Raw genomic sequence first — 11,018 nt, 5'->3', positions numbered from 1 at the left:
GAGACTGTCATGTCAGGATCAATCCTGAAGGACGGCGAAATCGTTTTGTACGGTTTCGTCGGCGACGATTATTTCGATGAGGGGTTCACGTCGACAGACGTGATCAACGCGCTGATGGAACTGGGGCGCGAGACGGATGTCGTGGTGCGCATCAACTCCGCCGGCGGCTACGTCCATGAGGGGCTTGCGATCTACAATGCCCTGACGGCCCACAAGGGCGAGGTGACGGTGCATGTCGATGCGATTGCCGCCTCGTCTGCCTCGATCATCGCGATGGCGGGTGACAGGCGGATCATGCGCACCGGTTCGCTCATGATGATCCATGACCCCGCGACGGTGACCTTTGGCACGGCCGACGATCACGACAAACAGCGAAGCGTGCTGGACAAGTGGGCGGACGAGATGGCCGGCATCTATGCCGGTCGCACGGGCCTCGCCGCGTCCGATATTCGCGAGGACATGAAGAAGGAGCTCTGGATGAACGGCGAGGAAGCCGTTGATTTGGGGTTTGCCACATCGGCGGAAAGCGATGAGGCAGAGGCGTTTGCCGCCTTCGATTACCGCGTCTTCGCACATGCCCCGAAAGAGCTTCGCACGCTCGCTGCAAAAAACGCCTGGACCCTCCGCGGGAAAGGGAAAAAGGCGGGCTCGTCCGCCGCTGCAACCGGACACAAGAAGGAGAACTCCATGTCCAAGGAGAAGACGGCGGACACGACGGCCGCCGGTAACAGTGAAGCCGTCGCCACTGCCCAGGCCGAAGGAGCGAAGGCCGCCAAGGCGCGCATCAAGGCCATCATGACCAGCGATGAGGCAAAGGATCGGGGAGGCCTTGCCGAGCACTTCGCTTACGAAACCGAGATGTCGGTGGATGAAGCGGTCGCAGCGCTCGCCGCTGCCCCCAAATCCGCGCCGCAGGCGGCAGACGATGCGGATAAGCCGAACCCGGCAGGCTACGAGCAGAGCCGCGTTGCGGCATCCGGACAGGCGCAGCCCGAAGGGCAGAAACAGCGCGTGCGCGCTTCGATCAACCGCGGCGAGATCTATGCGATGCGCCGCAAGCAGTCCAGGGAGGGCTGATCCATGCTGGAAACCAAAACGGAAGGCGCACGCAACCTCGCTTTCGTGCTGTCGGAGGGCAACGGGAAGATCTCGCGCGACGTCATCACCATCGCGTCGGGCGCCGGAAAGCTCGAGGCCGGCACCGTCCTCGGCAGGATCACGGCATCCGAAAAGTGCATCGCATCACCGGAAGCCGAGGTCGTTGGCAAGGAGGGTGCTGAGACTGCGATGGCGGTTCTTGCCTATCGCGTGGACGCCACCAGCGAAGATGTCGAGGCAGTTGTGATCGCCCGGCACGCCGAGGTGAAGGAACCGATGCTCGTTTTCGATGCGACCGTCGACAATGCGAGCAAGATCGCGGCGAAGCTGGAACAGCTCTCCGCCGCCACCATCATCGCACGATAGGAGGGGCCGATGCCTGCAGTAGATATTTGGGATGGTGAGGGCTTCACCATCGAAACGATGACCGCCGCGATCAACCATGAGCCTTATCGGCCGGGCCAGATCAGCGCGCTTGGCATCTTTGACGAAGACGGTGTGACGACCACACGGATCTCGATCGAAGAGCAGAATGGCAAGCTGTCTCTGGTCGAGCCGTCAGAGCGTGGTGGTCCCGGTGAAACCAGCGGTGACACGAGCCGCAATCGCGTGCCCTTCGACATCGACCATTATGAGCGGGATGATGCCGTGAAGGCCGACGAGGTGCAGAATGTGCGCGCCTTCGGAACGGAGGATCAGCTCGAGGTTCTTGAGGAGCGGGTGCTGCGCAAGGGAATGCGCCATGCGCGTGACCTGACCATGACGCTGGAGCATCAGCGCGTCGGCGCCATCAAGGGCATTGTCACCTCGAAGAGCGGCAGGGTGATGCATGATCTCTATGCGCGCTTCGGCATTGCCGTCCCGGCAGCCGTCTCGCTCGAACTCGACGTCGAAACCACGAAGGTCGGTTCGCTCTGGCAGGATGTGGTTTACAGCCTGGAAGACGATCTGGATGAGCCCTATGAGGGCCTGCATGTTTTCACCGGCCGTGATTTCCATCGCGCCCTGTGGACGCACAAGACGGTTCAGGAAACCTTCCTCTACCACAATGGTGCGGCGGTGCTTCGTCAGGATGTTCCCGATGTCTACGAGTTCGGCGGCGCGACCTGGGAGCGCTATCGCACGGGCGCGAAGGCAACGGCAGATCTCGGTTCTCCCTACATCGCGCCCGACGAGGCGCGTGTCATCGTCAAGGGTGTGCCGGACCTGTTCCTGACCCGGTTCGCACCGGCAGACTATGAGGAAACGGTGAACACCGTCGGCGTTCCCTTCTACATGAAGCAGTTCCCGACGCTGAACGGGAAGGGCCGGAACCTCGAAGTGCAGATGAACGCGATCTCGATCTGCACCAATCCCCGCACGCTTCGCAAACTCACGCTCACCTGATGTGAAGCCGTAAAGGCAGGTGGCGAGCCCCGCGCGGGATGCGCGGGGCCGTTCCCCATTGGAAAGATCTGCGGGCAGGGCAAGCCACCCGGAGCCCGGACCAGTTCTTTCTCATGCGGAAACCAGGAGAAAACCCATGGCCAAGAAGACAATGCGCATTGCTTTTCCGTTCGGCGGGATCCTCCCCGCAGAGATCACGGGCGGCAAGGAAAAGACGGTGCCGCCTCATGAGCCGGTCAGCGTGCCGGTCGCATATGGACGTCAGCTGACGGATGACCGCTTTGCCTATGACGCCGAAAAGATGAAGCCGGCTGCGCAGAAGAAGGTTGAGCCTCAGCCCGTTGAATTCGCGGATCTGGAAAAGTCCGTCGAAGATGCCCGCGCCGCGCTTGAGGCTGCCCAGGATCTGGAGAGCCAGGGGAAGGCGCAGGCAGCGCTTGAAGAGGCTGAACGGGCACTGGCCGATGCCCGCAAGAGCGGGGCTTCCGGCGCAGCTTCCACGGAGTAGCTGTCATGCGCTCCGAGTTTCGCGGGCTTGCGGAAGAACTCATGGGCGAGGTCGACCCGGTCATGGCCGAGCCCGTGCGGTTCTCATTCATGAAGGATGGCATGCTGGATCCCGGTCGCGAACAGCGCGCCATCGAGGCGGTTCTGCGCATTGGCGGGGGCAAGGAAACGAGTGCCGCGGGCAGTCTGACCAGGTCCTGGAGAACGCGGATATCGGCGCAACGGGGCGAACTGCATGTCGACCGGATCGCGTATCCGGACCTTGTCGTGAATGTCGGTGACCGCGTGCAGGCCACGGAACGCTCCGGAGAGCCGTGGTTTGAGGTTCTAGGTGTCGACGACCGCCATATGACGCGTCTGGTCGTGCAGCTGGGGGAAGTCTGATGTTGAGCCGGATTGCTGTTCGACTGGCGACGATCGGGGCCATCAAGGGGCGAACGCTGGTCGGTGACAATGTGCTGGACAGCCAGATCGGTGTTCTGGACGTCGACGGTGCCGGCGCATTGCGCACGGAGGCAAAGAAGCCGTTCATCGCGGTCTATGTGGACAGCAGCGAAGCGTCAGATCAGGCTGGCGGTCGGTCGCTGCACCGGGCAGGGCTGACGGAGCTGGTGATTGAATACGGCATCACCACAACCATGGCGGAACTCGATCAGGAGACCGGCGAAACCGTTCTTGGTGGTATCGGCATTCCGGCTACCGATGCGGCGATGGAGTTTTATCTGGACAGTGTGGGGCGGCAGATCGCCAATACGCTTTCCGATCCGGAGAACGCCTGGGCAGAGATATGGCGCGGGCTTTCGAACCGGGTGGTCAGGGTGGACCGTCGCCGTGCCTCGGATGCCGAGGGGGTGCGGATTGCCGCGCAACAGATCGTCCTGACCCTTGATCTGCTTGCAGACCCTGTCTTTGGCGAAGAGATTGCGGACACCAGCATCTGGGCCCGTCTCCTGAGTGCCATGCAGGAAGAGAACCACCCCTATCTTGCCTCGATCAATGCGCTGCTTGGTTCAGGCGCTGAAGGCGCGGATCAGGGAACCCGGCGGCGCTATGGTCTCACGCTGGAAGAACTCACCGCCATGCTTGCGGGCGAGGTGTCTCCCGGTGCGACGATCCAGTCCGTCACCACTTCGGGAGCGTGAGAGATGGCTGGTTTTATCGACCGGATCGTGGAGGCGGAGCGCAGAATCGCCGAGCTGGAACGGCGGGGCCGCAACCGCAAGCGAACCGGCGTTGTAGCGGAACTGGATCTCAAAAAGGGTCTTGCCCGGGTGCGGATTTCTGATGGCGACAGGCCGTTCCTCTCGCCATGGGTGCCGTGGAAGGAGATCGCGGCCGGCGGGATCAAGTCCCATATCCCGCCAACGGTGGGGGAGCAGGTCGATCTCGTTTCTGAAAGCGGGGATCTCACAGATGCGGTCATCGATATGTCGACGCCGAGCAACAGCAATCCGCGGCCTCATGATGGTCCGGAGGCAATGGTCGTCCATGGAGACGTGACCATTCTCATCGGTGCAGGCGAGGCAAGGGTGGTTGCGCCCAAAATCGAACTCGTCGGACAGAGCGGCCACCTGCGCTGATGCCCAAAATCGTCAGGCTTGGAGATGCGGGTTCGCATGGGGGCCAGGTCGTCTCTTCGGCGTCCGGCTGGTGGTGCGAGGGAAAGTTGATCGCGCGCCGCGGTGATCTCTACGCCTGCCCGATCCATGGCGTCAATCCGATCGTTGATGGCTCATCCCGCTGGCTCTGCGAAGGCAGCGAAATCGCGCGACACGGAGACAGGACGGCATGCGGCGCATCGCTGATCTCCGGCGCTCAAAAATGGTCTTGTGACTGACAGGAGCTGATTATGAAAGTGATCGTGAACACCAGCGGGTTCTATGGCGGCACGTGGTTTGAAGCCTCTGACAAGGAGGTTTCGATGCCCGACGGTGTAGCCCGGGCCTTCCTGCCGCCGCGTGGGCATCAGCTGGGCCTGCCATCCTCTTCGAAGAAGGCTGGCGGGAAGGCCGCCGTCAAACCCGACACCGTCAAGTCGGAGTGAATGGAGTGAGCGCCGGCATAGACCAGACTGCATGGCAGTCCCTCTCGGGCTTCGCGCATGTCAGGCAGAGCGTCGATGTCATTTTGAGAACGCGTATCGGCGCACGCGTCATGCGGCGGGAGTTCGGATCCGAGCTGATGGACCTGATTGATCGACCATTCAGCGATCAGGTCATTCTGGCGCTCTATACCGCCGTCGTCCTGGCCATCGCGCGCTGGGAGCCGCGTTTTGCAGTGACCGGCTGTCAGGTCACCGAAGCGGATGAAACCGGCCGCGTTCGGCTCGACCTTTCAGGGCTCTACTACCCGAAGGGGCATCTTGGCGACTTTACCGTCGCAAGCGACCAGTCGGCGTCGTTCACATTCCAGAAAAACCGTTGATGGCCAGAAAACCCGTTGATGCCCAGAGGAGCCGATAATGGCGCAGGTGTTGCAGAACCTTCCCCGGCCGGAGGTGTTCGAGGCTGTCGACTATGAGGTCATCCTTGCGGATCTGCTTTCGGATGTGCGGGCACGCCTTCTCGCTGCCGGCATCGATTACGACGTGGGCATGCTCGAGACCGATCCGGTCAAGATCGTCGCCGAGGCCTGTGCGTTTCGCGAAATGCTCCTCCGGGCGCGGATCAATGATGCCGCCCGCTCAAACCTGCTCCTTTATGCGCAGGGCGCAGACCTTGAGCATCTCGCGGGCTTTTATGATGTCGTTCGCCTTGACGGGGAAACGGACGATGCGCTGCGCAGTCGCGTGATTGCCTCCATTATCGGGCGTTCAACGGCGGGGCCTGCCGACTGGTATCGGGCGGCGGCGCTGCGGGCGAGCCCGCGCGTCAGGGACGCGGCCGTCTATCGCGGGCATAACAGGCCGGACGTGTATGTTTCGGTGCTGGCGGCGGACAATTACGGGGAGGCTGATCAGGCTCTGCTCGATGCCGTTCGGTCCGTTGTCACGGCGGATGATGTCCGTGTGATCTCGGATTGCCTTGAAGTGGTTCCGGCAACGGCTGCGATCATCGATGTTGCTGCCGACATCTGGCTCCATCCGGACGCGCCACAGACCGTGTTCGACAATCTCGAAGCGAGCCTGCGCAAGACCCTGGCGGGTGAGGGCGGACTGGGCTTCGATGTCACCCGGTCCTGGCTTATCGCGACGCTGCACCAGCCCGGTGTCCAGCGCGTCGAACTGGCGACGCCGACGGATAATCTGGAAATGGCCGATTATCAGGCGGCGAAGTTCGGTGTCATCGATCTCACCTATAAGGGGCGGGCACGGTGAGTGAGCGCCAGCACTTCCTGCCATCAAGCTCGAGTGCGGCCGAGCAGGCCGTCTCCGCAGCCCTTGATCGTCGGCCCGAGCTTGCGCCGGCAATCGAGGCGCTCCATGCCTTCAAATATCGGGTGCCGAACGAGAGCATCCTTCCTGCACTCGTGATGGAGTATGGGCTGGGGCCGATCACGCCTTACCTGCCCGACCTCGCGACCGTGATTTTCTATGGTGTGCCGTGGAGCCGTGTCAGGGGAACCCCGGAGGGGGTGCGCCGTGCGCTCTCGTGGATCGGCTATGCCTATGACCTGATCCATGAAGCGCCGTCGCGACGCATGCGCTGGAACCTGTTCGAGCTCGATCTGGACAGGGTCCGCGATGATGAGGCGCACCTCGACACGATCGAGGCGGTGGTGCGGCTCTCGCAGCCTGCGCGCTCCGAGTTCTGGCGCGGCTATGACGGATACAATGTCCGGGAATTTGAATGGGGCTGGTCGCGCTGGGGTAATAGCATCTGGGGCGATGTGTCAGGCGTTCGGCTTCATGAGGGCGGCGTCAAATGGTCATTCGGACGGACACACGAGCCTGCCGGCGGCGAACACAGGTTCACGGAAACGGAACTGACCGCACTTGGCGTGTGGATCGAGCCGGTGGTGGGGAGCGGTCTTGCCTGGGGTGCGTTCCCATGGTCGACGGCAGGCATCCAATGGTCATCAGATGGCGAGGAAGCGCGTGCGCAGGCGATTGCCGCCGGCCTTCTCGGCAAATCGTTCTGGGCGGTGCTTCGTCGGAGTGACGGCAGCGTCATCGGCTATCGAAAGGCGCGCTCGGTCCATTGCGTCATCCCTGCATTCGCCGGCCGGTTTGAGGCGGGCGGGTCCACCTATGAGCCTGCGGACGAGTTCACGTCACGCATCTTTGTGGAGGCGCTTTCCGCATTCGCCGAAGGCGAGGGCGATGCGTTCGCTTCCTGGTCTCTGGTGATTGGCGGTGCGCCGCCGGCGGAGACGAAACCCGGAGTTCAGTGGCTGGGCGGTGACACGCTTTCGGGCGGCGTGATCGTCGGAGACTTTCCCACCAGTGCAGACCAGATCGGCAAGACAGACCGGCAGCGCATGCGCGGCATATTCAGGATTTGACCATGGCATATGAACACAAAAGCGGCCTGCCCGGTGCATATGACCGGGCGTCGGCCTTCCCGACCTGGGACAGCGTTGTCACGCGCGAGGGGCATATCGGCCAGGCCGCCGAGATGGTTGAAGCTCAGACCATCGCGCACCGCAAACTGAGGGCCGTTGGTGATCTGGTCGCGCGGGATGGCGACCGCGTCGAGGGTGCAGACATCATCATCGATCCGGACGCCGGAACCGTATCGCTTGTCCCCGGCCGCATTTATGTTGCGGGCCGTGTGCTGGATGTGCCGGCGGCAATGCTTGTCGGTGTTCCCATGGCCGGCGCCGTGAGCGTCGGCGTGCGGCTGGTACAGGAATGGCTGACCGAGATTGACGAGCCGGCGCTCCATGGGCTCCATCCCGGATCCATGTCCGAGGGTGAGCCGGGTGCCGCGCGCGGCATCGTCTCGCTGCAGTGGGGTTTTGCCGGCGATGGCGGTGAGGGCGATCTCTATCAGGTCTATCTCCTGAAAGACGGCGTTGCCATTGACCAGACGCCGCCCCCGAACCTGACCGGCATCAATGCGCAGCTTGCGGTCTACGACTATGACGCCAATGGCAATTACATCGTCACTGGCTGCCGGGTGACGGCGCTTGGCAAGGATGCCGGCGACCAGGTGTTTTCGATTGAGGCAGGTGTCGCCAACATCAATGGGTTCAAGCGGACGCGTGAAGCGGCCATGCGCCACCGCGAGGAAGAACAGTCCGATCTTTCGCGGATCCCGACCGAGGTGCACACGTTCGGGGCGAACCCGACCACGCTGACGCTTAATCATGCACCGATTGCCACGATCAACGAGGTGCTGGTTGAAAAGGAAGTCACCGAGACCGTGACGCGGGGCGGGACCGCCGGCGGGCTCGACACTCTGGCAAACACCGGCGTCACGGCCATCATGGAAGTGAAGCAGGGCGGCACGACCTATGCGGCCGGCACTGATTACGCCCGTAGCGGAGACCGGGTTTCATGGGGTCCCGGTGGTTCCGAGCCGGCTGCCGGCAGCTCCTACACCGTGAAATATCGTTTCCTTGGCGCGGTCCTTCCAACGGAAATCACGGCGACCACGATTAAGGTTGCCGGCGGCGTCAACGGCGGTCAGGTCCACGTCGACTATGATTTCCAGCTTCCACGCATCGACGTTCTCGGGCTCGATGAAGAAGGCGCGCCCGTCTACATCAAGGGCATTTCCAGCCGCTCCAATCCGCTGCCGCCGCAGGTGCCGGCGGACGTTCTTGCTCTGGCGATGATCGAAAACCGCTGGGGTGAGAGGCCGGCAGTGCGCAATATCGGTGTGCGCGCCTACACCATGGCGAAGATCGACCGGATGTATAACAGCCTGATCGATCTCTACGACCTGACCGCGCTTGAGCGCCTGCAGCGCGATATCGACAGCCGCGAGCCGATTTCAAAGCATGGTGTGTTTGTCGACCCGTTCACCTCTGATCGTTATCGCGATCAGGGCGAGGCGCAGACAGCCGCCGTGTTTGACGGGCTGGTGCGCCTTGCCATCGACCCGACGTTTCATTCAATCAATCTGACTGACGTGGCGCTGCTCGACTGGACCGAGCAGGTTGCCATTGAACAGCCGCTTGCGACGCGCTGCACCAAGATCAATCCCTATATGAACTTCGAGCCCATGCCGGCGCAGATGCGGATTAACCCGCCGGTGGATTACTGGACGCAGACGGCAACGGAATGGACGTCCGACAGCACGCAGGCCGTGGCCGTCCCTGTCGACGTGCAGACCGAGGTAAACCGCACGGCATGGGGTTCCGAGACCACCACGACGACGCGCCGTCAGACTGCCGAAACCAGCACCGTGGACCAGCGTGAAGAACTGCTGCAGTTCCTGCGCCAGATCGAAATCAGCTATTCGATCGAGGGGTTCTTCGCCGGGGAGATTCTGGAAGAACTGTCTTTCGATGATCTGGACATCACACCGGCCGGGCCGGTAACGGCCGATCCTGAAGGCAGGATTTCGGGCACCTTCACAATTCCCCAAAACGTCACAGCCGGTTCAAAGCTGGTCTATGCGAAGGGGGCAGGCGGCTCGGAGGCGGAAGCCGTTTTCATCGGGCAGGGCTCCGTTGAAATCACGACGCTGCGCCGTGTCATCACCACCACGGTCAGCCGCGACGTAACCGTGCAGCGCAATCCCCCGCCGCGCGTGGAGTTCCAGTGGAGCGACAGTAGCGGCAGCGCCGATCCCATCGCCCAGACCTTCATGCTCGTCGGCGGTCGGCATATCGCCGGTGTGAATGTGAAGGTTTGCCAGATCGGCAATCCTGACAATTCGATTGTTCTTGAGATCGTCGAGGTGGAGAACGGCATTCCGACGCGCAAGGTGATCTCGCAGGCGCTGCATCCCATGCATTCGGTTGTGATTGGCGAGTGGACGAAAATCCGTCTGCCTTATCCCGTCTGGCTTTCTGGTGGCGTGGAGTATGCATTCGTCATCAAGACGGACGATGCGGATCATTCGATCCATACGGCCGCGCTGGGCGACTTCGACACTGTGGCGCAAATGCCTGTGGCCTCGCAGCCCTATGCGGTCGGCACCATGCTCACCTCTGCCAACGCACGGACCTGGACACCGCATCAGGGCGAAGACGTAACGTTCCAGCTCATTGAAGCGCGTTTCGCGCCCGTGACCAAGACGGTTGATGTGGGCACGTTCACCGCTGCCGACATGAGCGACCTTGTCATCCGGGCGGACGTTGAACTGCCGACCGCCGCCGCATCGATGCATTTCGAGGTTGAGCTCAGTGATGGCTCCATCACTATCCTGCAGCCCGGCCAGGCATGGGAACGGCAGGACTACTATAGCGGGCCGGTGCAGGTGCGCGCCGTCTTGATGGGGTCTGAAAGGGTGTCGCCGATTCTGTTCCCGGTGGTGCTGGCGGTGTCTGGCAAGGTGCGAAATGCCGGCACCTACATCACCCGTGCTTTCGACATGGGAACGGCGATCAAGCTGATCTCCTACCTGAAAACCAACATTCCCAGCGGGGCGGCGATCACGCTTGAGGCGGACGCGGCAGACGACAATTGGACCGCCGTGCCGCAGGTGCTTCAAAGCCCGATGACGGATCCCCGCTGGATCGAACGGCGCTACCAGATGGACGGGCATGACGCCAACCCGGTCGGCCGGCTTCGCATCACGCTGACAGGAACGCCTTCCGCCCGGCCCATGGCCTACGATTTCCGCGCCATCAGCGCACCATGATGAGGGTATCATGCCTGTAGAAAACACCACGCCGAACAGGAACTATCCGCTGCCGTTCAAGGAGAACGAGTTGCAGGATGATGTTGCGCGCCTGATCGGAGCAATCACCGGCATCGACCTGGACATTGCAAACATTCTCGTGTCGCTCGCGCTCAAATCCGAGAATGGCCATGGGCATGTGGTTTCCGACATCACCGGACTTGCCGCCGCGTGTCAACGGCGGAGTAAAAGTCGGCCATTGGGCGGCGCAAAAGTAGTCCACTTTGCGCTGCAAGCGGGGAACGTCGGGAGGGCGTAGCCCGACCAGAGTTTCCCGCTTGCAGCGTCGGC

At 62.2% G+C, this 11,018-nt stretch carries 14 protein-coding genes; all 14 read left to right on the top strand.

From position 1 onward, the window contains the following. Window positions 1-9: 9 nt before the first annotated feature. Window positions 10-1,077, top strand: coding sequence for a head maturation protease, ClpP-related (locus JYP46_RS09220; RefSeq protein ID WP_206547941.1), 1,068 nt, complete (start codon window positions 10-12; stop codon window positions 1,075-1,077). A 3-nt stretch (window positions 1,078-1,080) separates the two neighbouring features. Beyond that, a complete protein-coding gene (locus JYP46_RS09215; protein ID WP_236042152.1) occupies window positions 1,081-1,464 on the top strand; it encodes a head decoration protein in 384 nt (127 codons plus the stop codon). Window positions 1,465-1,473: 9 nt separating this feature from the next. Further along, entirely contained in the window at window positions 1,474-2,484 is a 1,011-nt protein-coding gene (locus JYP46_RS09210; RefSeq protein WP_206546821.1) for a major capsid protein, read from the top strand. A gap of 136 nt (window positions 2,485-2,620) precedes the next feature. Next, window positions 2,621-2,992: a hypothetical protein gene (locus JYP46_RS09205; RefSeq protein ID WP_206547940.1), complete on the top strand. Its 372-nt coding sequence runs from the start codon at window positions 2,621-2,623 to the stop codon at window positions 2,990-2,992. A gap of 5 nt (window positions 2,993-2,997) precedes the next feature. Further along, complete coding sequence (locus tag JYP46_RS09200; protein ID WP_206547939.1) at window positions 2,998-3,375, top strand: hypothetical protein; 378 nt, start codon at window positions 2,998-3,000, stop codon at window positions 3,373-3,375. Next, a complete protein-coding gene (locus JYP46_RS09195; RefSeq protein ID WP_206547938.1) occupies window positions 3,375-4,133 on the top strand; it encodes a hypothetical protein in 759 nt (252 codons plus the stop codon). The genes JYP46_RS09200 and JYP46_RS09195 overlap by 1 nt, the downstream gene beginning before the upstream one ends. Window positions 4,134-4,136: 3 nt before the next feature. After that, entirely contained in the window at window positions 4,137-4,571 is a 435-nt protein-coding gene (locus JYP46_RS09190; protein WP_206547937.1) for a phage baseplate assembly protein V, read from the top strand. Further along, window positions 4,571-4,828, top strand: coding sequence for a PAAR domain-containing protein (locus JYP46_RS09185; protein WP_206547936.1), 258 nt, complete (start codon window positions 4,571-4,573; stop codon window positions 4,826-4,828). The genes JYP46_RS09190 and JYP46_RS09185 overlap by 1 nt, the downstream gene beginning before the upstream one ends. Before the next feature lie 12 nt (window positions 4,829-4,840). Further along, complete coding sequence (locus tag JYP46_RS09180) at window positions 4,841-5,035, top strand: hypothetical protein (protein ID WP_206547935.1); 195 nt, start codon at window positions 4,841-4,843, stop codon at window positions 5,033-5,035. A 5-nt stretch (window positions 5,036-5,040) separates the two neighbouring features. Continuing rightward, the gene (locus tag JYP46_RS09175; RefSeq protein WP_206547934.1) at window positions 5,041-5,415 is read left to right on the top strand and encodes a GPW/gp25 family protein; all 375 of its coding nucleotides are present in this window, start codon (window positions 5,041-5,043) and stop codon (window positions 5,413-5,415) included. A 37-nt stretch (window positions 5,416-5,452) separates the two neighbouring features. Further along, entirely contained in the window at window positions 5,453-6,307 is an 855-nt protein-coding gene (locus tag JYP46_RS09170) for a baseplate assembly protein (protein ID WP_206547933.1), read from the top strand. After that, the gene (locus JYP46_RS09165; RefSeq protein ID WP_206547932.1) at window positions 6,304-7,434 is read left to right on the top strand and encodes a phage tail protein; all 1,131 of its coding nucleotides are present in this window, start codon (window positions 6,304-6,306) and stop codon (window positions 7,432-7,434) included. Before JYP46_RS09170 ends, JYP46_RS09165 begins: the two co-directional genes overlap by 4 nt. A 2-nt stretch (window positions 7,435-7,436) precedes the next feature. Continuing rightward, window positions 7,437-10,688, top strand: coding sequence for a DUF4815 domain-containing protein (locus JYP46_RS09160; RefSeq protein ID WP_206547931.1), 3,252 nt, complete (start codon window positions 7,437-7,439; stop codon window positions 10,686-10,688). 10 nt (window positions 10,689-10,698) lie between these two features. Next, window positions 10,699-10,986: a hypothetical protein gene (locus JYP46_RS09155; RefSeq protein WP_206547930.1), complete on the top strand. Its 288-nt coding sequence runs from the start codon at window positions 10,699-10,701 to the stop codon at window positions 10,984-10,986. Window positions 10,987-11,018: the final 32 nt, after the last annotated feature.

Origin of the sequence: Nitratireductor aquimarinus, from assembly GCF_017255295.1 — a bacterium.
In the GTDB taxonomy this organism is placed as follows: domain Bacteria; phylum Pseudomonadota; class Alphaproteobacteria; order Rhizobiales; family Rhizobiaceae; genus Nitratireductor; species Nitratireductor aquimarinus.
This window is presented reverse-complemented; position numbering and strand designations above follow the sequence as displayed.

Coding starts and splice junctions, on each gene's coding strand:
- JYP46_RS09215 (WP_236042152.1), top strand. CDS start 1,081: ATGCTGGAAACCAAAACGGAAGGCGCACGCAACCTCGCTTTCGTGCTG.
- JYP46_RS09190 (WP_206547937.1), top strand. CDS start 4,137: ATGGCTGGTTTTATCGACCGGATCGTGGAGGCGGAGCGCAGAATCGCC.
- JYP46_RS09185 (WP_206547936.1), top strand. CDS start 4,571: ATGCCCAAAATCGTCAGGCTTGGAGATGCGGGTTCGCATGGGGGCCAG.
- JYP46_RS09205 (WP_206547940.1), top strand. CDS start 2,621: ATGGCCAAGAAGACAATGCGCATTGCTTTTCCGTTCGGCGGGATCCTC.
- JYP46_RS09210 (WP_206546821.1), top strand. CDS start 1,474: ATGCCTGCAGTAGATATTTGGGATGGTGAGGGCTTCACCATCGAAACG.
- JYP46_RS09170 (WP_206547933.1), top strand. CDS start 5,453: ATGGCGCAGGTGTTGCAGAACCTTCCCCGGCCGGAGGTGTTCGAGGCT.
- JYP46_RS09180 (WP_206547935.1), top strand. CDS start 4,841: ATGAAAGTGATCGTGAACACCAGCGGGTTCTATGGCGGCACGTGGTTT.
- JYP46_RS09160 (WP_206547931.1), top strand. CDS start 7,437: ATGGCATATGAACACAAAAGCGGCCTGCCCGGTGCATATGACCGGGCG.
- JYP46_RS09220 (WP_206547941.1), top strand. CDS start 10: ATGTCAGGATCAATCCTGAAGGACGGCGAAATCGTTTTGTACGGTTTC.
- JYP46_RS09155 (WP_206547930.1), top strand. CDS start 10,699: ATGCCTGTAGAAAACACCACGCCGAACAGGAACTATCCGCTGCCGTTC.
- JYP46_RS09195 (WP_206547938.1), top strand. CDS start 3,375: ATGTTGAGCCGGATTGCTGTTCGACTGGCGACGATCGGGGCCATCAAG.
- JYP46_RS09200 (WP_206547939.1), top strand. CDS start 2,998: ATGCGCTCCGAGTTTCGCGGGCTTGCGGAAGAACTCATGGGCGAGGTC.